Annotated in this window: 23 protein-coding genes; 5 read left to right on the top strand and 18 right to left on the bottom strand. The window is 73.4% G+C overall.

The window, feature by feature from the left end; translation table 11 throughout:
* The first annotated feature begins 18 nt into the window (after positions 1-18).
* Entirely contained in the window at positions 19-954 is a 936-nt protein-coding gene (locus tag PSU4_RS16175; RefSeq protein WP_186816991.1) for a nucleoside hydrolase, read from the top strand.
* 116 nt (positions 955-1,070) lie between these two features.
* Here the strand turns inward: PSU4_RS16175 and PSU4_RS16180 are convergent, their stop codons facing one another.
* The 9 genes from PSU4_RS16180 to PSU4_RS16215 form a co-directional block, all read right to left on the bottom strand.
* A complete protein-coding gene (locus tag PSU4_RS16180; RefSeq protein WP_147108907.1) occupies positions 1,071-2,060 on the bottom strand; it encodes an iron-containing redox enzyme family protein in 990 nt (329 codons plus the stop codon).
* Positions 2,057-2,260 (bottom strand): CDGSH iron-sulfur domain-containing protein, encoded by a 204-nt coding sequence (locus PSU4_RS16185; protein WP_147108910.1) that lies wholly within the window; start codon positions 2,258-2,260, stop codon positions 2,057-2,059. The genes PSU4_RS16180 and PSU4_RS16185 overlap by 4 nt, the downstream gene beginning before the upstream one ends.
* Positions 2,253-2,900 carry a HemK2/MTQ2 family protein methyltransferase gene (locus tag PSU4_RS16190; RefSeq protein ID WP_147108912.1) on the bottom strand — a complete coding sequence of 216 codons (648 nt, stop codon included), beginning with the start codon at positions 2,898-2,900 and terminating at the stop codon, positions 2,253-2,255. The genes PSU4_RS16185 and PSU4_RS16190 overlap by 8 nt, the downstream gene beginning before the upstream one ends.
* 40 nt (positions 2,901-2,940) lie before the next feature.
* Positions 2,941-3,075 carry a hypothetical protein gene (locus PSU4_RS32800; protein ID WP_281290691.1) on the bottom strand — a complete coding sequence of 45 codons (135 nt, stop codon included), beginning with the start codon at positions 3,073-3,075 and terminating at the stop codon, positions 2,941-2,943.
* Between the two features lie 451 nt (positions 3,076-3,526).
* On the bottom strand, positions 3,527-4,360 hold the full coding sequence (locus tag PSU4_RS16195) for an oxidoreductase (protein ID WP_147108915.1): 834 nt from the start codon (positions 4,358-4,360) through the stop codon (positions 3,527-3,529).
* Between the two features lie 91 nt (positions 4,361-4,451).
* Positions 4,452-6,392, bottom strand: coding sequence for an ABC1 kinase family protein (locus PSU4_RS16200; protein ID WP_147108917.1), 1,941 nt, complete (start codon positions 6,390-6,392; stop codon positions 4,452-4,454).
* 177 nt (positions 6,393-6,569) lie between these two features.
* Entirely contained in the window at positions 6,570-7,220 is a 651-nt protein-coding gene (locus PSU4_RS16205; protein WP_222596282.1) for a TetR/AcrR family transcriptional regulator, read from the bottom strand.
* Positions 7,221-7,231: 11 nt separating this feature from the next.
* Positions 7,232-8,968: an ABC transporter ATP-binding protein gene (locus PSU4_RS16210; RefSeq protein ID WP_147108919.1), complete on the bottom strand. Its 1,737-nt coding sequence runs from the start codon at positions 8,966-8,968 to the stop codon at positions 7,232-7,234.
* Entirely contained in the window at positions 8,965-10,773 is a 1,809-nt protein-coding gene (locus PSU4_RS16215) for an ABC transporter ATP-binding protein (protein WP_147108922.1), read from the bottom strand. Before PSU4_RS16215 ends, PSU4_RS16210 begins: the two co-directional genes overlap by 4 nt.
* 85 nt (positions 10,774-10,858) lie before the next feature.
* Between PSU4_RS16215 and PSU4_RS16220 the strand changes: the two genes are divergently transcribed.
* Positions 10,859-11,689 carry a siderophore-interacting protein gene (locus PSU4_RS16220; RefSeq protein ID WP_186816992.1) on the top strand — a complete coding sequence of 277 codons (831 nt, stop codon included), beginning with the start codon at positions 10,859-10,861 and terminating at the stop codon, positions 11,687-11,689.
* A 41-nt stretch (positions 11,690-11,730) separates the two neighbouring features.
* Here the strand turns inward: PSU4_RS16220 and PSU4_RS16225 are convergent, their stop codons facing one another.
* From PSU4_RS16225 to PSU4_RS16250, 6 genes are all read right to left on the bottom strand, one after another.
* A complete protein-coding gene (locus tag PSU4_RS16225; RefSeq protein ID WP_186816993.1) occupies positions 11,731-12,927 on the bottom strand; it encodes an alpha/beta fold hydrolase in 1,197 nt (398 codons plus the stop codon).
* 85 nt (positions 12,928-13,012) lie between these two features.
* Positions 13,013-13,876, bottom strand: a complete 864-nt coding sequence (locus PSU4_RS16230; RefSeq protein ID WP_147108924.1) for a dioxygenase family protein — start codon at positions 13,874-13,876, stop codon at positions 13,013-13,015.
* 87 nt (positions 13,877-13,963) lie between these two features.
* Entirely contained in the window at positions 13,964-14,767 is an 804-nt protein-coding gene (locus PSU4_RS16235; RefSeq protein ID WP_147108927.1) for a citryl-CoA lyase, read from the bottom strand.
* A gap of 73 nt (positions 14,768-14,840) precedes the next feature.
* Positions 14,841-15,668, bottom strand: coding sequence for a class I SAM-dependent DNA methyltransferase (locus tag PSU4_RS16240; RefSeq protein WP_147108931.1), 828 nt, complete (start codon positions 15,666-15,668; stop codon positions 14,841-14,843).
* Positions 15,669-15,772: 104 nt separating this feature from the next.
* Positions 15,773-16,234: a hypothetical protein gene (locus tag PSU4_RS32435; protein ID WP_246115157.1), complete on the bottom strand. Its 462-nt coding sequence runs from the start codon at positions 16,232-16,234 to the stop codon at positions 15,773-15,775.
* Positions 16,235-16,428: 194 nt separating this feature from the next.
* Entirely contained in the window at positions 16,429-16,902 is a 474-nt protein-coding gene (locus PSU4_RS16250) for an RrF2 family transcriptional regulator (protein WP_147109019.1), read from the bottom strand.
* Positions 16,903-16,992: 90 nt separating this feature from the next.
* Between PSU4_RS16250 and PSU4_RS16255 the strand changes: the two genes are divergently transcribed.
* Positions 16,993-17,730, top strand: a complete 738-nt coding sequence (locus tag PSU4_RS16255) for an SDR family oxidoreductase (protein WP_147108936.1) — start codon at positions 16,993-16,995, stop codon at positions 17,728-17,730.
* On the opposite strand, the gene PSU4_RS16260 is transcribed toward PSU4_RS16255, so the two are convergent.
* A complete protein-coding gene (locus tag PSU4_RS16260) occupies positions 17,727-18,245 on the bottom strand; it encodes a DoxX family protein (protein WP_147108939.1) in 519 nt (172 codons plus the stop codon). The two genes, PSU4_RS16255 and PSU4_RS16260, sit on opposite strands and share 4 nt — an antisense overlap.
* Positions 18,246-18,300: 55 nt before the next feature.
* On the opposite strand from PSU4_RS16260, the gene PSU4_RS16265 reads away from it, so the two are divergent.
* The gene (locus PSU4_RS16265) at positions 18,301-18,654 is read left to right on the top strand and encodes a VOC family protein (protein WP_147108942.1); all 354 of its coding nucleotides are present in this window, start codon (positions 18,301-18,303) and stop codon (positions 18,652-18,654) included.
* Positions 18,655-18,661: 7 nt separating this feature from the next.
* Here PSU4_RS16265 and PSU4_RS16270 read toward each other — a convergent pair whose 3' ends face one another.
* The gene (locus PSU4_RS16270; protein WP_186816994.1) at positions 18,662-19,432 is read right to left on the bottom strand and encodes an enoyl-CoA hydratase/isomerase family protein; all 771 of its coding nucleotides are present in this window, start codon (positions 19,430-19,432) and stop codon (positions 18,662-18,664) included.
* A 39-nt stretch (positions 19,433-19,471) separates the two neighbouring features.
* On the opposite strand from PSU4_RS16270, the gene PSU4_RS16275 reads away from it, so the two are divergent.
* Positions 19,472-19,867: a TOBE domain-containing protein gene (locus tag PSU4_RS16275; RefSeq protein WP_147108948.1), complete on the top strand. Its 396-nt coding sequence runs from the start codon at positions 19,472-19,474 to the stop codon at positions 19,865-19,867.
* On the opposite strand, the gene PSU4_RS16280 is transcribed toward PSU4_RS16275, so the two are convergent.
* Positions 19,845-20,855 (bottom strand): amidohydrolase family protein, encoded by a 1,011-nt coding sequence (locus PSU4_RS16280; protein ID WP_147108951.1) that lies wholly within the window; start codon positions 20,853-20,855, stop codon positions 19,845-19,847. The genes PSU4_RS16275 and PSU4_RS16280 overlap by 23 nt on opposite strands.
* Positions 20,856-21,033: the final 178 nt, after the last annotated feature.

Consider the following 21,033-nt stretch of genomic DNA (forward strand, 5'->3'; position numbering starts at 1 on the left):
GCCGCGAGGAGGCCGTCGTTGCCCGTCCCGATGATCATCGACACCGACCCCGGGGTGGACGACGCGTTCGCGATCGTCCTCGCCCTGTGCAGCCCCGAGGTCGACGTGCGCGCCGTCGTCGCGACCTACGGCAACGTCGGCCGGGAGCAGACGTTCACGAACCTGCGGCGCATCCTCGCGCTCGCCGGGCGGTCCGACGTCCCCGCTGCCGCCGGGTCGATCCGCCCGCTCGTGCACCCGCAGGCCGAGACGGCGCCGGACTGGCACGGCGTCGACGGCCTCGGGCTGCGCGGCGACGAGTTCCCCGAGCCCGGCCCCGCCGACCCACGCCAGGGCGTCGACCTCATGGCCGACGTGCTGCTCACCGCCGCCGAGCCCGTCACGCTGGTCTGCCTCGGGCCGTTCACCGACGCCGCGTTGCTGCTCGCGACCAGGCCCGACCTCGTGCCGCGGCTGGGCCGGATCGTCGCCATGGGCGGCTCGTTCGGCGCGGGCAACACCCGGGGAGCGGGCGAGTTCAACGTCTACGCCGACCCCGAGGCCGCCCACCGCGTCCTGACCCAGCACGACGTGCCCGTCACGCTCGTCCCGCTGGACCTCACGATGGCCGCCCGCGTCGACGGTGCGTGGCTCGACGACCTCGCGCTCGCCGGACCGCGCACGGAGGTGCTGGTGCGCACCGCCCGGCTCTACCGGGACACGTTCGTCGAGCGGCACGGCCACGACTCCGTCGCCCTCCACGACACCCTCGCCGTCCTGGAGGCCGTGGTCCCGGGGAGCCTGCGCACCAGCCCGTTCCCGCTCGCGGTCGCCTGCTCCCAGGGCGCCGAGCGCGGGGTCACGGTCATCGACCGCCGGACCGAGGCGGGCGGTCCCCCGGTGGCCGTCGCGCTGGACGCCGACGTCGCCGCCGTGACCGCCGAGGTGGGACGCCGGATCCGCGCGCTCGGCTGAGCCGATGTCGACCGGTCCGTGCCCCACCCCGACGCCCGGCCGGCACACGCCGAGTTCGACGTGAGCCTGGTTCGATCATGGCCGGAACCAGTATCCGGTCGAACTCGGCGAGAGCCTCAGGCCGCGGCGGGGACCGGCTCGCGCAGGCTCGACCCGCCCCGTTCCCACGCCCCGAGTAGCCGCTCCTGCATCCGTTCCCCGAGGAACAGGGCCGCGCGAATCCCGAACACGACGTCGGCGGCCAGATCCGGTTCGGCCGCCAGCAGCGGAGCGAGGACGTCGCGCCGGACCACCTGCTCGTGGACGGCGTCGGCCTCGACGTGCTCGTCGTAGAACCGGATCGCGGCCGGCCCGCAGCCCAGCCCGCGCATCGCGCGCACGAGCCGCTCCGACCCCGGCGACGACGTCAGCTCCACCATCGCGAACTGGCCGACCGACGCGCCCCGCAGGCTGCGCCGCAGCCCGCACAGCGACATCAGGTTGACCTCGGCCAGGGTCTCCCCCGGCACCCGGTCGACATGGGCGCCGTACCCGGCGTCGAGCCCCAGTTCGGTCATCATCTCGGCGAACAACAACGAGTGCATCCGCTCCGGACGCCCGGACCCGTACTCGTCGTGCTCGACGGTGACCAGCCCGGCCTTGGCCGCACCGCCGATGCGCGGGATGGCCCAGGCCTGCGGGTCCGCCTCCTTGAGGTGGTAGATCGACCGGTGCGTGACGTACTCGCGCAGCTGCTCCATCGTGCCGTCGCGCAACAGGTGATGCGACAGCCCGCGCAGATCCGGCCCGACCGGTTCGACCAGCAGCGCCTCGATCTCGGCGTCGACGTCGTCGGAGGGTTCGACGTCGGCCCGCAGTGCGGCGAGGAAGACGCGTTCGACAGCGACCCGCAGCCGCAGCAGGTCGGGGTCCCACTCCAGGTCGGCGTCGGCACCGTCGAAACCGCGGTAGTGCAGCTCGTAGCAGCAGTGCAGGGCCAGCTGCAGATCGTCGCCGTAGGGATCGGCACCCGTGACGTCGACGTCGCGCACCGGCCCGCCGCGCAGTGCGTCGACGACGGCCCCGGACAGCGGGCCGCGGGGAGCCGGGATCGGCGGGCCGGTCACTCGTCGCCCTCCGTCCGCCGGACCTTGCGCCGGTGGGACGTGTCGCAGATCGGGTAGCGCTTGCTGCGCCGGCACAGGCACACGGCGGTGACCGCGCGGTCGGAACGCACGCGCCTCCCGTCGGGAAGACTCAGCTCGACGGGCCCCCTGACCAGCGCCGGGCCGTCGTCGGTGAGGACGACGCTCGTCGGGTCAGCCACGGCGCGCCTCCACGACGACGAGCTCCTCCAACCGATCGCCCGCCGCGATGAGCCCGCGGCGTTCCAGCAACCCCGCCCGCGAGCGCATGACCGGCCCGAACGGGATCCGGGCGCTGTCGACGACGTCGGCGACCATGCCCGCCGCGGCGAGCCGGTCGACGGTGGCCTGCGGGCCGCAGACCTCCGAGTGCACGAGCAACAGCACCCCGTCGGGGTCGAGATGGTCGGCCGCACCGTCGCAGATGCGGTCCAGCACGGCACGGCCGTCGGGCCCGCCGTCCCAGCTCCGGGCGGCGGTGTGGCGGGGCAGCACCGGGCCCGTCGACGGGACGTACGGCGGGTTGGCGACGATCACGCCGAACCTCTTGCCGCCCAACGGCTCGAACAGGTCACCACGGTGGACCGTGGCGGCCGTCCGGTGCAGCAGCGAGTTGAGCCGGGTGGCGGCGACGCAGCGCCACGACAGGTCCACGGCCGTCACCGACGCGGCCCCGGCCCGGGCGGCGGTCAGTGCGAGTGCCCCGGTCCCGGTGCCGAGGTCGAGGACGTTGCGCCCCGTGACGTGCCGGTCGAGATGGCCGGCGAGCAGTTGGGTGTCGGACTGCGCGCGGTAGACCCCGGGCGGGCAGAGGAGGATCACCGGAGCATCCCCGTCCGGTACGCCCGGTGCTGCGGCCCTGTCAACTCGGGGACTCCGACTCGTCGCCGGCGTCGCCGCCCGCGGGCTCGTCGGTCGGCTCGGTCTGCTCGCCGAAGTGGGGCTCCTGCTCGGGCTCGCCCTCGCCGAAGTGCGGTTCGTGCTGCGGTTCCGTCACGACATCTCCCTCCGAACGCCCACCCCGAAGCGGTGGTCCTCCGGCGGATAACCACAACGCCCGCGATCAAAACCCTGTGAGTGGCGATAGTCGCTATAGCGACTATCGCCACTCACGACGTCTGTCCGGCCGGGGCCGGACGCAGCCGGGCAGCGCGGCTCCGCACGACCCCGGCCGCAACCGCCCGAACGCGCCTGCGCCCGTCCGGACCAGCAACGATCCGTCCTCGCGGGACAGGAGGGGACGAACGGACGACATCGTGTGGATCACACGAACGGGTGGGCAGGGTGACCGGAGGCGGCGTGGTGCGTTGACCCGGGTACGGGCGTCACCGGACCAGGGGGCCAACGGTGACGAATCCGATGAGTGGGTAGGCCCGGGTCGAGCATCGCCCTTCTCGTTCGGTACCGGCGAGAGCGTTCCGGTCCGGGCCTGCTCTCTCGCACGGGGATCAGCCCGCGGCGTAGTCCGTGCCGGTGGAGACCTCCCGCCACCGCGCGAGCTCGGCGGCCTGCGCGTCCAGGACAGAGCTGAGCGCCTCGAACGCGTCGGTGCCCAGGACGAGCAGCTCCGGTGCCTGCCCCGAGCCCAGCACCTCGATGATCGCGGTCGCGGCGCGGTCGGGGTCGCCCGCCTGGGTGCCGTGGACCCGGTCGTTCTCCTTGCGGCGCGGCCCCGCGGTGTCGGCGTAGTCGTCGATGGGGACGGCGGACTGGGTGAGCGACCGGCCGGCGAAGTCGGTGCGGAACCCGCCGGGTTCGACGGCCATCGCGGTGATGCCCAACGGGCTGAGCTCCTTGCGCAGCGACCCCGTCAGTGCCTCCAGCGCCGCCTTCACCGCGGAGTAGTACCCCGACCCGGGCGGGCAGATGCGGGCGCCGATCGAGGAGATGTTGACGATCGCGCCCGACCGCTGCGCCCGCATCCCCGGCAGGACCGCCTTGACCAGCGCGACGGGGCCGTGGACGTGGGTGTCGAAGAGCGTCCGCACGTCGGCGTCGTCGCCCTCCTCGACGGCGGAGCGGTAGCCGTAGCCGGCGTTGTTCACGAGCACGTCGACAGTGCCGAACCGGTCCTGCGCGGCAGCCACGGCGGCGGTGACGGCCGCGGGGTCGGTGACGTCGAGGGCGACGGCGAGGGCGGTGTCGGGGTGGGCGTCGACGATGTCGGCGACCGCGGCGGCGCCGCGGGCGGTGACGACGACCTGCTCACCGGTCGCGAGGACGGCGCGGGCGAGCGCGCGTCCCAGTTCTGTCGAGCATCCGGTGATCAGCCAGGTCCGCATCGGCGCGCTCCTCGTCGTCGGGGGTCGTCGCGAACCAGTCAAGCGTGCGCGGCCACGGCGCGGGGAGTCGTGTGAGCAGACCCCGGGTCGGTCAGACGTCGGGTTCCGCTTCGCGGCGCAGGATCTGGGCGACGACGCGCATCAGCATCGCCGAGGTGACGACGAGCCCGATGTAGCCGACGGCGGTGAGCGTCCCGGATGCGGCGGTGTCGGGGGCGAGCGCGGCGCCGACGAGCATGAGTGCCGACGCGAGCAGCCCGACCGCCGCGACGGCCGCGAACATCGTCCGGTCGACCCAGCGGGAGACGGTGCGGCTGCCGGGGCCGGAGAAGGCGTCGACCTGCACGCGGGCCTGCCCCGAACGCAACTGGAGCGCGAGGTCCTCGACGAGACCGGGCAGCGCACGCAGCGACGGGAGGTTGCGCACCAGTTCCTTGCGGACGACGTCCTGCGTGCCCTCGGGGCTGAGGTTCAGTGTGGACCCCAGCTGGGAGGCGGCGGCGGTGGCGAGGTCGACCTGCGGGTCGACGACGCGCAGCGTGCCCTCCAGGGTGACGAGGGCACGGCCGAGCAGGGTGAGCGTCGGCGGGACCGGGATGCCGTGGTGCTGCATGATCGAGATAACGTCCTGCATGCTGCGCGGATCGAACCCGCCCGCGTGCATCTGGGCCGAAAGCACCCGGCTGATCTCGGCCTCCAGGGCCTGCGGGCGGATCGCGTCGCCGGCCGCTCCGGCCAGTGGCCGCAGGGCGCGGACGATGAGCCCGGGCTGGCCCGTCGCCAGCCCGGCGGCCATGAGCTGCAACGCCTCCATCGTGACCGGGTCGATGATGCCGACGGCGCCGAAGTCGATGAGCCACAACGTGCCCTCACCGTCGATCAGGACGTTGCCGGGGTGCGGGTCGGCGTGGAAGACCCCGGCCGTCATGACCTGGGTCATGAACGTGGCGAGCAGGCGGTTCGCCAGTTCGGTGCGCGGGACTCCGGTGGCGTCGACGGCGGCGGTGTCGGACACCGGTCGGCCGACGACCCGCTGCAGGACGAGCACGGCGTCGGTGCTCAGGTCGGTGACGACGTGCGGAATGCGCACTCCGGGCTCGGTCGTCGCGTTGTCGAGCGCGCGGGCGGCGGCCGCCTCGGCGAGGTAGCTGAGCTCGCCGTCGATGGAGCGGATGAGCTCCTCGGCGAGCGGCGCGAGGCCGAGCGCGCGCACGGCCGCGGACCGGCGGGCCGCGGTGCGGCTGGCCCAGCGCAGCACCGCCGAGTCGCGGGCGACGCCGACCTCGATGCCCGGCCGTCGGACCTTGACGACAACGGGCTCGCCGTCGCGCAGCTGCGCGAGGTAGGTCTGGCCGATCGACGCGGCGGCGAGCGGCTCGTCGTCGAACTCGGCGAACACCTCCGCGAGCGGGGCGTCGAGCTCGTCCTCGACGCGTTCCTTGATCAGTGGGGTCGGGACGGCCTTGACGTTGGCCTGCAGGTCGGCGAGCTCGGCGACGACCGGTGCCGGGAGCAGGTCCGACCGGGTCGACGCGATCTGCCCGAACTTCACGAACATGCCGCCGCAGTCCTCGAGGAAGCGGCGCAGCCGCAGCCCGCCGTCGGCACTCGACAACGCCGCCCGCGACGCGAGCCGGGGCCCGGCGAGGCCGTGCCGGCGTGCGATCCGCGCGACCTCCCACAGCCGCCCACCGACGGTGAGGAACGACCGCACCCGCGTCCGCAGCGAGGCACGGCGGCCGGTGCGGTGGGGCCGCAGCACGGCTTCGAGGGTGACGCTGACGATCATCGTCGCGAGGACGGCGAAGCCGAACGCGACGACCAGGACGTCCTCGCCGGTCGCCTCGGTGTCGCCGCGCAGCAGGGTGGCCGCGACCGCCAGCCCGGCGAGGGTGCCGATGATCCCCGCGGCTGCGGAGCGCCAGAAGCCGCGCCGCACGCCGAGGACGCGGCCGGCGCCGAAGCTGACCACGACGACGAACACGATGAGCAGGACCGTGTCCCAGAACGACAGATCGAGGATCAGCGTCACGGCGACAGCATCCACCCGGAACAGATCTCGCGGAACCCGCAGTTCCGGGGCGGGCGCGCGCGGTCGTGAGCGGCGATAGTCGCCATAGCGACTATCGCCGCTCACAGGCGGCGCAGCCGCCCTCGCGCGGCGCAGCGGCGCAGCCGCCCACGCGCGGCGCAGCAGCGGCGCAGGCGCTCACCGGCGGCGCAGGCGCAGCTCCAGGCCGTCGAGCATGATGTCGAGCTTGTCGTGGAACCAGCCGCGGCCGCGCCAGGTGGCGTCCTCGTCGATCGCCGGGGAGACACCCGACAGCGAGCGCATCGAGTCCCGATGCAGCTCGCGACGGGTGCGCGGGCCGTCCGGGGTCTCCTCGACGGCGTCGAGTCCGCGCATGGCGATGGCCGTCGAGAAGACGAGGTCGACGAGGAAGTCGAGCGCCACCACAGCGTCACGGGAGGTGAAACCTTCCGCCCGCAGCCGGGCCCCGTAGGCGCCGAGCAGCTGCATGACCTGCGGCGGCAGCGACGTCATCGTGTAGGCGGCCTCGGCCATGCCCGGGCGGACCTCGACCATCCGCCACAGCGCGTCGGCGAACGCCTCCAGCAGCGGCCGCCACCCCAGCTCCGGCGACGGCCAGTCGTGCTCGGCGACTGCGATCTCCAGGGCGGCGAGCAGCAGGTCGGAGCGGCTGTCGACGTAGCGGTACAGCGTCGAGTGGCTGACGCCGAGGCGGCGGGCGACCGAGGGCATCGACAGGGTGTCGAAGCCCTCGGCGAGTGCCGCGCGGGCGACCTCCTCGCGGGTGAGCGAGGGGGGCCGGCCGGGCCGGCGGCCGACTGCTGTCACGGCCACCGACGCTACCCGGCCGCGGTGAGCCGCCAGCCCTTCGCCCGCGACCGAGCCTCCCAGAAGTCGGCGTAGCGTCCGCCGGCGGCGAGCAGCTCGTCGTGGGTGCCCTGTTCGGCGACGCGGCCGTCGTCGAGGACGACGATGCGGTCGGCGGCGACGACGGTCTGCAGCCGGTGGGCGATCACGAGGACGGTGCTGCGTTCGGCGAGGGTACGCAGCGCGGCGGTGAGGTACCGCTCGTTCTGGGGGTCGAGGGCGGCGGTGGCCTCGTCGAGCAGGACGACGGGTGCGTCCTTGAGCAGGGCGCGGGCGATCGAGACCCGTTGACGCTCACCGCCCGAGAGCGCGGTGCCACCCTCCCCGACCCTCGAGGACCAGCCCCCGGGCAGCCGGTCGACGATCTCGGTGACCCCGGCCAGGCGCGCGGCCTCGCGGACCTCCTCGTCGGAGGCGTCGGGGCGGCCGACGCGGATGTTGGCCTCCAGGGTGTCGTCGAACAGGTAGACGTCCTGGAAGACCAGCGCGAGCTGGGCCATGAGCTGCTCGGTGGGCTGGTCGCGGACGTCGGCGCCGCCGACACGCACGGTGCCGGAGTCGACGTCCCAGAAGCGGGCGACGAGCCGGGTCACGGTGGTCTTGCCCGAGCCGGAGGCGCCGACGAGTGCGGTGGTGCCCCGCGGCGGGACCCGCAGGGTGACGTCGCGAAGGACCGGGCGGCCGGGCTCGTAGCCGAAGGTAACGCCGTCGAGTTCCAGGGCGCCGGGCTCGGGCAGCGCGACGGCGGCGGGGGCCTCGGGCAGCGACTTCTCGTCGAGGATCGCGGTGAGCCGGGAGAGGTCGTTGCGCGCCATCCTGAGCACGCCCGCGTAGTCGCCGATCTCGGCGAGGGGGCCGGTGAAGCGGGCGGCCAGCGCGATCAGTGCGACGGCGGTGCCCGCGGCGAGCGCGCCCGACACGGCGAGGGTGACGCCGACGACGAGGAGCAGCGTGAACGCCAGCTGCACGGTCAACGACCCGAGCGCGATCCCGAGCACGGCGTACCAGGTGGTGCGGCGCCCGGTGCGGCGCTGGTGCTCCAGCGCGGCGTCGAGCGGGGCGTACCCCTCGACGCCCCGCCCGAACGCGCGCAGCACCCGTTGGGTGCGGGCGAACTCGACGACCCGGTTGCCGGAGTCGACGGCGGCGGCGTCGTCGAGGACGTCGCCGCGGCCGACGAGCCGACCGCCGGCCCGGAAGGCCAGGTACAGCAGCGGGGTGCAGACCAGCACGGCGACGGTGAGCCGCCAGTCGAAGAACAGGGTGCCGATCGCGATGGTCGCCGGGGTGGCGATGCCGACGATCGTGGGTGTCAGCAGGTGCGCGAACAGGCCGGCGACCATCATCGTGCCGCTGGTCGTGGTGCGCGAGAGCCGGCCGACCTTCTCCCCGGTGAACCAGCCCAGCGGCAGGGTGACGACGTGGTCGCCGAGGCATTCGTGCATGGTGCGCAGCACGATGATGGCGACGGCGAAACCGCGCATGGCCTGCACGTAGTGCGCGACGCAGGTGACGACGACCGCGACGGCCACCCACAGCAGCGCCCACAGAGCCGCGGCGGTGTCCCCGGCGAGCAGCGCCTCCCAGACTGGGACGAGCAGGATCGTCGCGACGCCCTGGGCCACGCCGTAGGCGACGACCCACGCGAAGTAGGTGTAGAGCCGGCGCTTGTGCGCAGGCCCGAGCAGCGCGAGCAGATCGGCGATCATCGGTGCGCCTCCCACTGGCGGGCGTAGGCGCCGTCGAGCGCCAGGAGTTCGTCGTGCGTACCGGTCTCGGCGACGCGGCCGCGGTCGAGGACGACGATGCGGTCGGCCCCGACGATCGTGGACAGCCGGTGCGCGACGACGAGCACCGTCCGCCCGGCGGCGAGCCGCGAGAGGGCTTCCTGGATGCGGTCCTCGGACTCGGGGTCGGCGAACGCGGTTGCCTCGTCGAGGACGAGCACGGGGGTGTCGGCGAGCAGGGCGCGGGCGATCGAGACCCGTTGCGCCTCACCCCCGGACAGCTGCGCGTCGGCGCCGACGACGGAGTCGTAGCCGCGGGGCAGCTCGGTGATGCGGGCGTGGACTCCTGCGGCCTCGCAGGCGGCTCGGACCTCGGCGTCGGTCGCGTCGGGACGGCCGAGCCGGACGTTGTCGGCGACGCTGCCGTGGACGAGCTGGACGTCCTGCAGCACGAACCCGACGTGGCGGTAGAGGACGGCGGGGTCGACGTCGCGGACGTCCACGCCGCCGATCCGGACGGCCCCGGCGGTGACGTCGTGGAAGCGCGGGAGCAGCGTCGCGAGCGTCGACTTGCCCGACCCGGACGGTCCGACGAACGCGGTCACGGTGCCGGGTTCGCAGGCGAGCGTGACGTCGCGCAGGACGTCGGTCTCGCCGTCGTAACTGAAGCAGACGGCGTCGAACTCGACGCGGTGCCCGTCGGGGACCTGCGGGTTCTCGCTGACGGGGAGCTCCGGGGTCTCGAGCAGCTCGTGGATGCGCAGGGCCGCCGCGGCCGCGGTGCGCCGGTTCGAGGCGCCGAAGCCGAGGACGGTGATCGTCGTCGGCACGACGAGGGACACGAGGATCCCGGTGAGCGCCTCGACGGGTGTCACCCAGCCCTCGGCGGCGAACCAGACCGCGCCGCCGGTCGCGACGAGCCCGACGACGGGCGCCCCGACGGCCATGGTGGACAGTGCTTCCAGGCGCAGCATCGGGCGGACCCAGTCGCCGTAGAACTGCCCGTACTCGCCCGCGGCGCGCCGGTAGCTCTCGTGGGCGCGGCGGCCCTGCCCGAACGTCTTGACGACGGCGATGCCGCTGACGAACTCGACGACCGCGGCGCTGACCCGCGCGAACGCCGCGTTCATCTGGTGCATCTTGTCGGTGAAGCCGCGCATCATCCACGCGTAGGCCATTGCGTAGATCGGCAGCGTCGCGAGCGAGAGCAGGGCGAGGCGCCAGTCGAGCCAGGCCAGGTACCCGATACCGGCGACGGGCAGCACCGTCGCCGCGGTGAGCTCCACCTGGTGGTGGGCGATGAGCTGGTGCAGGTCGTGGACGTCGTCCTGGGCGGCTTTGCGCACGAGGCCCGACGATGTCGTGGAGAACCAGCCGAGGGGGACCCGGCCGAGCCGGCGGACCATCCGCGCCCGCAGCAGGCCCTGCAGCTTCTGGTCGGCGAGGTGGGTGATGGTCAGGGCGATGCCGATGAGCAGGCCGCGCGCCCCGAGCCCGGCGACGACGAGCCACGCGACGAGCACGACCCGGCCGGTGTCGAGGGGCCCGGGCGCGAGCAGCAGTTCGCCCAGCGCGGCGAGCCCGGCGAACGGCACGAGTGCGCAGGCGGCGCCGACGGCGGCGAGGACGCACGCGATCCGGATCGCGCCGGCCACGGGGGTCTTGATCTCGCGCAGCGCGGCGGTCTCGCGGCGGGCGTGGGCGCGGGCGTCGGGTTCGGGCACGGGGGGCGGCGGTGCGGCGTCGCCGGGGGTGTCCCGGTCGGTCGCGGCTACGGCGGTCGACATGGTTGCGGAATTTACAACAGGCTGTCTCCTTTAGGCCAGGGTTGCCTTACCGTAGGGTCTCGGGCAGCGACGCGAGGAGGTCGGCATGGCCCGCACCAACATCCGGGCGACCCGGATCAAGCCCGAGGTCTCGGAGCTGCTCACCACCCGCGTGGTGCGCCGCGAGCAGATCTCACCCCACATGACACGCGTGACCCTCGGCGGCGGCGACCTCGACCGGTTGCGCCACCTGGGTTTCGACCAATGGTTCCGGCTGTTCATGCCGACGGCGGGCGGCGCGCTGGAGAACCTGCCCACCAAGCTGACCATGCTCAGCTACACGCGCTTCCTGGCGCAGTCGAAGGCCACCCGCCCATCGCTGCGCACGTACAGCATCCGGGCCCACCGGGAGGCCGACACGGGCAACGAGATCGACATCGACATCGTCGTCCACGGCTCCCCCGACGACGCCGGTGCCGGCCCGGGCGTCGCCTGGGCCCGCACGTGCACGCCCGGCGATCCCGTCGCGCTGATCGACGAGGGCATCGGCTTCAACCCCGCACCCGGGCTCGACCAGGTGGTGCTCGTCGCCGAGGAGAGCGGCCTGCCCGGCGCCGCCGGCATCCTCGCCTCCCTCCCCTCGACGGCTCGCGGCCACGCGCTGCTCGAGGTCCCGACCAGCGAGGACACCCAGTCGCTGGTGGGTCCGCCCGGTGTCGAGATCACCTGGATCGTGCGCGACTCGCACGACGCCGTTCCCGGCCGGGCCGCGCTCGCGGCCGTCGAGGCGCAGCCGTTGCCGGCGGGCCCGTTCTACGGCTGGGCCGTCGGCGAGCAGGCCCTCGCCACGGGCGCCCGCCGGCACTGGGTGCGCTCGGGCGTCCCCAAGGAGAACCTGATGTTCTGCGGCTACTGGCGCGCGGGCGCCGCGCACTGACCTGCCCCGGGGGTCGTGAGCGGCAATAGTCGCTATAGCGACTATTGCCGCTCACAGGGTTGCGACGCGCCCGCCTCGGCGGCCTTGAGCCACGGGATCAGCGACGGGATCGCGACGACGGCGATGCCGCCGTGGTCCACGCCGGGGAAGGTCTTCGAGGTCACGTGGGTCCCGAGCGCGCACTCCTTGGCGACGAACGCGGCGGTGACCTGCGGGCGGACCAGGGTGTCGGCCTCACCCTGGGCGACGAAGAGCGGCACCCCCAGCTTCGCGGCGCCGGGGGTGTTGGCGGCCAACAGGTCCGCCCACGGCTGGGTCGTCGTCGGGTCGGCGGCGAGGTAGTGCCCGACGAGCGGGCTCGCGATGTCGTGGAGCTGCGCGTTCTGGCCCAGGAGGCACAGCTGCGCCATCGTCGGGGTCGCGGTCACGCCGCCGGGGGTGAGGATCGAGGCGAGCGGGGCGCCGTAGGCCGTCGAGTAGGCCTGGAACGCGTACGAGGCGATGGTCACGCCCGAGACGTCGACGATGTCGGCGGTGAGCAGGTCGCCGAGGTCGGTGGCGGGGGCGGCCACGGCGACACCGGCCAGCTGCAGCTCGGGGGCGTAGGTCGGCGCGAGCTGCCCGGCGAACAGCGCCGCGTGCCCGCCCTGGGAGTGCCCCCAGAGCAACAGCCGTTGCGACGCACCGGCTTCCGGGATCGCCCGGGCGGCCCGGGCGGCGTCGAGGACGGCGTTGCCGGTCGTCACCCCGATCAGGTACGAGGGCGGACCGGCCGCGCCCATCCCGGGGTAGTCGGCCGCGGCGACGACGTACCCGGCGGCGAGCAGGTCGGACAGGCCCTCCATCAGGTCGAACGGGTCGGCCCCCACCGACGGCGCGCAGCGCTGGGCCGTGCCCGTCGTCGGGTGCGCCCAGGACACGATGGTGCGCCCGCCCGCGGGCGCCGGCCCGTCCGGCACCACGACGACGCCGGACGTGAGCAGGTCGGCGCCCTTCACGTCGCGAGAGTGGTAGAGCACCCGCCACGCCGTGGCACCGTCCGGGGTGCTGCCGAGCCGTTCGCTGCGCACGACCGTTCCCGGCGCACCGGCCGGGACGGGGTCGGGCAGCTGGTAGAACGGCCCGGCCGTCCACGAGTCGACCAGCCCGTCGACCGCCCGCCGCTCCAGGCTGCTGCCGCAGCCCGCGAGCAACAGGCAGCCGATGACCAGCAGCACCGCCGTCGTCGACCTGCGCACGCGCACCCTCCCCCCGCCGGAGGAGATTGTCGTCGATCAGCGTTCGATCGTCAGCACCCCAGGGACGGCCTTCCGGCGAGCACCTCTACCGCCCGGTCGGTTGCAGCACGAAGTCGTACTCCGCGACCAGGAACGGCACGTCCGACGTCCCGCCGTCCGGCGTCGGGCCCGGCTCCCGCTCCTGGAACGCCACGACGAGCGGCTCCTTCACCCCGAACACGACGTCGCTGTCGAGGTACTCCGTGCCCTCCCGAAACAGGTGCGTGACCAGCGGCTCGTGACCGTCGACGGTGACCAGGAAATGCACGTGCGCGGGCCGGAAATGGCTGATGTCGGTGCGGTGGATCAGCTCGCCGACGGGCCCGTCCATCGGGATCGCGTAGCCCAGCGGCGCGACCGTCCGCACGCAGTACCCGCCGTCGGAACGGGAGTGGTACTTGGCGCGCAGCCGCGCCTCGTCGGTCACGACCTGCGCCTCGTACATACCGTCGGTGTCGGCCTGCCACACGTCGAGCAGTGCCCCGCCGACGGCCTTCCCGTCGAGGTCGCGGACCGTGCCGTGCACGTAGAGCGGGGTACCGGGCAGCCCGTCGGACATGTCGCCGCCGTACTCGCGCTCCGGCGACCCGTCGATGTGGAACGGGCCCAGCACGGTCGCCGGGGTCGCGTCGGGATCGAGCCGGTTGTTCATCTGGACGACGAGCATCGACAGCCCCAGCACGTCCGAGGCCAGGATGAACTCCTCGCGGCGGTCGTCGCTGATCTGGCCGGTGGCGTTGAGCCACTGGATGGCGGCCATCCACTCGGCCTCGGTGAGCCGCACCTCGCGGGCGAACGCGTGCAGGTGCCGGACCAGCGCCTCCAGGAGTTGCGCGGTGCGCGGGTCGTGCGCCGTCCCCCACCGGGCCGCGGCGAGATCGGTGATGTTGTCCTCGGTGACGAGCTCCATGCCCGTGCCCCTTCCGGGAGATGACGTCGTTGTCGTGAGCAGGTCAACCCTGTGAGCGGCGATAGTCGCTATGGCGACTATCGCCGCTCACGAGGGTTCGATCGGGTCCGGCGGTACCGAGCGGTTGTCGAGGTCGACGGACAGGAAGATGTCGTTGCCGACGGGATGGCGCATCTCCTCGGCGAGCTGCCCGATCAGCCCGGCCGTGCGGGCCAGCAGGGCGAACCCGCGCAGCAGCGCCAACGGCAGCCCGAGGTCGGCGAGCGCGGCACCGCAGACGCCCGCACCGTTGAGCGGCAACGTCTTCCCCAGCACCTGCGGGTGGACACGGCCGATGGCCTCGAACAGCGCGAGGTGCGGCCCGAACTTCCCCTCCTCCCGCGCGATCTGCATCAGGCGAGGGGTGCGGGGGTCGCCGTCCTTGTGGACGTGATGGCCCAGGCCGGGCACGAACCGGCCCTCGGCCCGCTGCGCGGTCACGGTCCTCAGGGCCAGCTCGTCGAAACCCGCATCGTCGGCAGGGACGGCGCCGGCCTCGGCGAGCACCTCGTGCAGGAAGTTGCCGACGTCCTCGGTGACACCCAGGAACCGCGAGCCACCACCGAGCAGCCCCGCGGCGATGGCGCCCTGCACCGAGTCCGGCGCCGACAGGTACGTGAGCCGGGTGACGATCGCGGTCGGGGTGTAGCCGTGGTCGGCGAGCGCGGCGAGAACCGCCTCGAAGACGCGCACCTCACCGCGGTCGGGGCGGCGCTGCGTGGCCAGCCAGAACGCCAGCTCACCGAACCCGACCTCGCCCATGACGTCGGCGGCCAGGTCGGTGCCCAGCAGCGTGATCGACTCGCGGCTCGCGGCACCCAGCGCCGTCGGGTAGCTCTTCTGTTCCGTCACGTCTCTCCGTTCCACCGCAGCGGTCCCCCACGATGGTGTGCCGCGCGAGCCCGGACGGCAACGTCGGCGTCCGTCAGGTGCGTTCGAACTCCCACACGACGACGGCGGGCAGCCCGACGTAGGCGGCCGCGTTGGCCTCCGGCACCAGCGCCGCCGTCGGGGTCGCCGCCGCCTCCGGGGTGAGGCGCGGCTCCTCGACGCCGCGCACCGCGAAACCGGCGGCCAGCGCCGCGCAGGCGTAGTCCGACACCAGGTGCGGGTGCGGCCGGATGAACACCCGCCCCTCCTCGCCGGCGAACTGTGCCTGCCAGCCGAGCGTCACCAGGAACGGGTGCACGTCGCTGACGACGACCCGCCCACCCGGCCGCACCACCCGCGCCAGCTCCGCGAACACCGGTCCGACGTCGGCGACGTGCACCATCGCCAGCGCGCACACCGCGTTGTCGACGCAGCCGTCGTCGAGCGGGAGGGCGTCGAGGCGGCCCTCCTCGAACCGGCCACCCGGAATCTTGGGCCGGGCGAGGTCGAGCATCGCCGCCGACCGGTCGACGCCGACGACCGCGTGCCCCCGCGCGGCGAGGTACTCCGACCAGCGCCCCGTCCCGCAGGCCGCATCGAGGACGGTGCCGGGCGCCCAGGCGTCGACCCGCGGGCGAACCGCCGCACCCTCGACGGCGAAGAGCCGCAACGGGGCGTCGTAGGAGCGCGACCACTGCACGTAGCCTGCGTCGACGTCGGTCTCCGTGCCGAGCGGGACGTCGAGATCGGCACGGTCGAGCGCGTCGCGGATCTCGGCCAGCCGGTCGGCCCGGATCCCCGCCCCGTCGGCGGTGTACAGCCGGCGCAGCAGCGCCAACCCCTCCACCCCGATGACGAGCTGGCCCAGCGTCGGGTCGGTCACCGCGCACACGCTACGAGCAAACCCGCGCCCGGTACACGCAGATCGGCCCGGCCCCCGAGGATCTCGGGGGCCGGGCCGGATGGGCTCGGTGCGCGGCGCGGGGCTCAGCTGTAGGCGTGGTCCCACTTGTTCTCGTGGCAGCCGTACTTGTCGTAGTCCTTGTCGTAGTCGTCGCACTTGCCGTACTTGTCGTCCCAGCAGTCGTCGTACTTCGAGTACTTGTCGTCGCAGTCGTCGTACTTCGAGTACGTGTCGTCGCACTCCTCGTACTTGTCCTTCTTGCCGCCGTAGCCGCCCCACTTGTCGTCACAGTCGTTCCACTTGTCGTTCTTCTCGCCGTAGCCGCCGGACTTGGAGGGGCAAGTGCTCTTGAATATTTGGGGGCTCCTTCTCGTTGGTTCTGTTTCTTCGGAGCGGGCGCTCCGTCCGATGAGAAGAACTCTGCCCGTTTGGCGACGAATGCGGGATCGGTTGCTCCCCACTCCTGCGGGGACCGTTCCCCCGAGCCCGCGCGGGGGCAGACCCCATGGCCGGGGCGGCGTCGGCTCGTCGCCGTCGAGACCCACATCCGACGACCGTGAGGTTGCTCTGACCCGTGAGCGGCGATAGTCGCCATGGCGACTGTCGCCGCTCACGAGGGTTGACGTGCGACGTCGGTCCGGCGACGTCCTGGAGCGCGCCTGCCAGTCCGATGTGGACCAGCCGTCGGCGGGTCCGTCGAGGGCGAGCACCACCCCACCCCGCGCCGCGGGTGGGTGCATCAGTCCCGCTGGGCGATCCACGCCTGGGCGCGCGGGAGTGTCTCCGCTCCGACGTCGCGGGCGACGGTGCCGGCGAGGTCGGCGATACTCGTGGCGCGCAACGACTCCCGCCACGCGCGGTCCGCCTCGATCATGACTTTCGTGATCCCGCAGGGGGTGCGGCACGCCTCGGGCGTGGCGGCGAACGGCCCGCGTTGCCGGATCTCGGTGCAGACGAAGGCGGGCGCGCGCCCGTCGACGGCCTCGACGACGTCGAGCACGCTGATCTCCTCGGCCGCCCGGGTGAGGACGTAGCCGCCGGCCTGTCCCTGCACCGAGCGGACGAGCCCGGCCCGCGACAGGGCCTGCAGCTGCTTGGCGAGGTAGGTCGGCGAGACGTCGTGGAACTCGGCGAGCCGTGCCGCGGGGACGGGTTCGGTCATGCCGGTGAGCACGACGCAGCAGTGCAGCGCCCACTCGACTCCCCCGGACATCTTCACCCCCGCAGCCTACTTGACTCGGACATGGGTTGTCCGGGTACGTTCTCGGACAGAAGTTATCCGAGAACAACGGAGAGGGACGTCATGCGGATCGTGGTCGTCGGTGGCAGCGGACGGATCGGGGCGGCGCTGGTGGAGCAGCTGCGCGCGGCCGGGCACGAGGCGGTCCCCGCCTCCCCGTCCACCGGGGTCGACACCCTCACCGGCAAAGGCGTGGCCGAGGCGCTCGCCGGTGCGCAGGTGGTGGTCGACGTCAGCAACTCGCCGTCGTTCGCCGATGCCGAGGTCATGGCGTTCTTCACGACGTCCACGCGCACGCTGCTCGACGCAGCGCGCACCGCCGGGGTGGCCCACTACGTGGCACTCTCGATCGTCGGGACCGACACCCTGCCCGACTCGGGCTACCTGCGCGCCAAGACCGCCCAGGAGGAGCTGATCACCGCGTCGGGGCTGCCGTTCACGATCGTGCGGGCCACCCAGTTCTACGAGTTCATCGACCCGATCGCCGACGGTGCCGCGATCGACGGCGTCGTCACCCTCCCCGACGCACAGTTCCAGCCCGTCGCCGCGGCCGACGTGTCGGCGCTGCTCGCCGAGGTCGTCGTCGGGGAGCCCGCGGGCGTGTTCGACATCGCGGGGCCCGACCGACGCCCGTTCGCGGAGTTCGTCCGCGAGACCCTCGCCGCGCGCGGCGACACCCGCACCGTCACCAGCGCCCCCGACGCCGAGTACTTCGGCACCCGCCTCGAACAGGGCTCACTGGTCCCCGCCGGCGCGGCGCGCCTGCTCCCGACGCGGTTCGAGGACTGGTTGACGTCCTAAGACTTCGCGGGGACGGGCTTGCGCCAGAACGTCGCCAGCTGGGCGGCAGCGCTCGCGAGGCCCAGCCCCGCAGCGACACCGGCGGCCGCGGGCCCCCGCAGTGTGCGGTCGGCGCCGATCGCGCGGTCGACGCTGAACCGGCCCGGCCCCAGCCCGGCCAACGCGACCGACGCCGCGGCCAGGTTCAGCACGTACTCGTAGCCCTCCGCGGTGATGAAGAAGCCGTTGGACGCGTGGACGGACCGGGTCGCGACGGCCATCGTCCCGACCACCGCGGCCGCCGCGAGCGGCGTGCCCGCCCCGGCGACCAGCGCGGCGCCGGCCCCGATCTCGACCGCGGCACTCGCCCGCGCCTGCAGCTCCGGCTGCCGGAACCCGATCGAGCCGAACCACCGGGCCGTGCCGTCGAGGGTGCGGCCGTGGCGCACCCCGTGGGCGATCATCGTCCCGCCGATCACGCCGCGCAGCAGCAACCGCGCAACCTCCGTACCGGCCCTGCCCCGTCGACGCGCCATCGAGTCCCGTTCCTTCCGTCGGCTACCCGGACCCTATCCGGGGTACACCTCCGGTATGACCGCCTACGTGCTCGCCGTCACCGTCGACGCCCACGACGCGCCCGCCCTCGCCGCGTTCTGGCGGGCCGCCCTCGGCCGTGACGCCCCGTTCGCCTGGGACGACAAGGAGGGCGCGCAGTACGTCGAGCTCCGCGGCGAGCCGACCCTGGTGTTCCAGCCCGTCCCCGACGACAAGCACGTCAAGAACCGGCTCCACCTCGACCTCGCCCCCGCCGACGGCACCCAGGACGGCGAGATCGACCGGCTCGTCGGGCTCGGCGCGCGGGTCGTCGACACCGCCGACGGCTTCCCGTGGACCGTCCTCACCGACCCGGAGGGCAACGAGTTCTGCGTGCTCCCGCCGCGCTGAGCACGGGTCAGTCCCCGGTCGCGCCGCCGCCCAGCCCCGCCCGGTAGTCGGCCAGCGCCTGCGCCGTCGCCGGATCGGCGAACACCCGCCCGAACTCGACGGTGCTCTCGTCGATCCCGTCGACCAGCGGGGCGTTGAGCCACGTCTCGAACAACCGCTTCTGCGCCGCGGTGACCACGGGCGTGTGCCGCGCCGTCCGCTCCAGCCAGCGGTCGAGCTCGGCGTCCAGCTCCCCGGCCCCGACGACCGCGTTGACCAGCCGTGACGACGCGAACTCCACCACCGGGTAGGCGTCGCCGGTCAAAATGATCTCCTTCGCGAACGCCAGCCCCACGTGGTGGTGCAGCAGCGCCGCGTCGATCACCGACGGCACCCCGACCTTGATCTCGGGCAGCCCGAACGTCGAGCGCGGCGTCGCGATCCGCAGGTCGCAGGCCAGGGCCAGCTCGAACGCGATGCCCAGGCAGTAGCCGTCGACGACCGCGACCGTCACCAACGGCGCCGCCCGCACCGCGGCCAGCAGGTCACGCCCGGTGCGGATGAACGCCTCCCCCGACTCCGGGGTGAACGACGCGAACGCCCCCACGTTCATCCCCGCCGAGAACCCCCGCGTCCCCGCACCCCGGAACACGACGGCCCGCACCCCGTCGAGGTCGGCGAGCACCTCACGGGCGCGGACGAGGTCGTCGGGAAGCAGGCTGTTGGCCTTGTCGGGACGGTCGAAGGTCACGGTGAGCACACCGTCGGTGCGCTCCACCGCGATCGCGGACCCGGTCACTGGCGTCTCCTCACGGTGTCGGTCATAGGATTCGCGGCCATGGCGCGCTTCCGCATCTCCCAGGCCGCGGACCTGATCGGGGTCAGCGACGACACGGTCCGCCGCCACATCGACACCGGACGGCTGCGCTCGTCGCTCGACGAGTCCAACCGCAAGGTCATCGACGGCGTCGACCTCGTCGAGTTCATCCGCAACCACAACCCCGCGCCCGACAACCCGCTCGACGTCCGCTCCTCGGCCCGCAACCGGATGGTCGGACTGGTCACGGCCGTGACGATGGACAAGGTCATGGCGCAGGTCGAGATGCAGTGCGGGGCCAACCGCGTCGTGTCGCTCATGAGCGCGGAGGCGGCCCGCGACCTCGGGCTCGAGCCCGGGTCGCTCGCGGTGGCCGTCGTGAAGTCGACGAACGTCACGGTCGAGGTGCCGAACTGACCCGCGCGAGCGCGGCGAGGGCGTTGGTCCGGCCGATCGCCGCGGCCAGGTCAGGGTCGACGTCGTCCAGGACCGCACCGGCCGGCGACTCGCGGACGACGAACGGGTAGTCCGTCCCGCACATCACGTGGTCGGCGCCGAAGCGGCGCACCGACAGCGCGAGGCTGTCGGCGTCGTAGGTCAACGAGTCGCACCACAGCTCGCGCGCCCGCTCGGTCGGCAACGGCTCGCCGGGCCGGTCGAGCGACGCGCCCCTGTCCAGGCGCGGCAAGATCTGGGGCAGCGCGCCCCCGCCGTGCGCGAGGCACACCGTGACCCCGAGGCGACGCGGTGGCCGCGACACCAGCCCCGCCCCGGCGATCGCCGTCTCCGACGGCATGCCCAGCCCGAACCCCAGCCCGAGCCCGATGGCGCGCGGGTCCAACGTCTGGTCGACGGGATGGACGAGCACGAACGCGCCCAGCGCAGCTGCCTCGTCGAAGAACGGGTCGAGCACCGGGTCGGCCAGCTCCGTCGTGCCGACGAGCGTGCCGATCTCCACACCCGCGAACCCGAGCTCCCGCACGCAACGCCGCAGCTCGGCGACCGCGGCCTCGACGTCCTGCAGCGGCACCGCGCCCAGGGCGCGCAGCCGGTCGGGGGCCCGGCCGCACAGGTCGGCGAGGAACTCGTTCTGCTGCCGGCACAACGCCGCCGCGGGTGCGGCCGGCTTGTCGTGGGAGAGCGTCACCGGGATCGGGGAGACGAGCTGGACCGCGACGCCGTCGGCGTCCATGTCGGCGAGCCGGCGCTCCGCCGACCAGCATCGGTCGTCGACCTGCCGGTACACCGACCCGCCCAGCATGATCCTGGCCTTGTCGGGCGCGGTCCTCTCGACCGACGGCCAGCGGCCGGGGGCGGGCGCCGCGAGCTCCGGGGCGATGGCGTGCGTGTGCACGTCGATCCGCCCGTCCGGGATGTCGCGTCCGTCCACATCGGGCACTGCCACGGTCGGCCTCCTGACCTCGACGTCGGGACCGTACGACCGTAACTCTGGTCCGTGGCGCCTCGCCCGGGCCGCGGGGGTGGCGCCCGCCACGACCGCGCGACGTAGGCCCGACAAACCCGCGCGCAACCTGACGGTCGAGATCGGGCGCGTCGCGAGCAGTGAGGTTGCGCCCGGCACC

Source organism: Pseudonocardia sulfidoxydans NBRC 16205 (genome assembly GCF_007989085.1).
In the GTDB taxonomy this organism is placed as follows: Bacteria; Actinomycetota; Actinomycetes; order Mycobacteriales; family Pseudonocardiaceae; genus Pseudonocardia; species Pseudonocardia sulfidoxydans.

What these genes read in the sequence shown, in the direction of transcription:
- PSU4_RS16260 (WP_147108939.1), bottom strand. Translation starts at nt 18,245, where the DNA reads ATGGCGCGTCGACGGGGCAGGGCCGGTACGGAGGTTGCGCGGTTGCTG.
- PSU4_RS16215 (WP_147108922.1), bottom strand. Translation starts at nt 10,773, where the DNA reads ATGTCGACCGCCGTAGCCGCGACCGACCGGGACACCCCCGGCGACGCC.
- PSU4_RS16195 (WP_147108915.1), bottom strand. Translation starts at nt 4,360, where the DNA reads ATGCGGACCTGGCTGATCACCGGATGCTCGACAGAACTGGGACGCGCG.
- PSU4_RS16230 (WP_147108924.1), bottom strand. Translation starts at nt 13,876, where the DNA reads ATGGAGCTCGTCACCGAGGACAACATCACCGATCTCGCCGCGGCCCGG.
- PSU4_RS16210 (WP_147108919.1), bottom strand. Translation starts at nt 8,968, where the DNA reads ATGATCGCCGATCTGCTCGCGCTGCTCGGGCCTGCGCACAAGCGCCGG.
- PSU4_RS16265 (WP_147108942.1), top strand. Translation starts at nt 18,301, where the DNA reads ATGACCGCCTACGTGCTCGCCGTCACCGTCGACGCCCACGACGCGCCC.
- PSU4_RS16275 (WP_147108948.1), top strand. Translation starts at nt 19,472, where the DNA reads ATGGCGCGCTTCCGCATCTCCCAGGCCGCGGACCTGATCGGGGTCAGC.
- PSU4_RS16250 (WP_147109019.1), bottom strand. Translation starts at nt 16,902, where the DNA reads ATGTCCGGGGGAGTCGAGTGGGCGCTGCACTGCTGCGTCGTGCTCACC.
- PSU4_RS16255 (WP_147108936.1), top strand. Translation starts at nt 16,993, where the DNA reads ATGCGGATCGTGGTCGTCGGTGGCAGCGGACGGATCGGGGCGGCGCTG.
- PSU4_RS16220 (WP_186816992.1), top strand. Translation starts at nt 10,859, where the DNA reads ATGGCCCGCACCAACATCCGGGCGACCCGGATCAAGCCCGAGGTCTCG.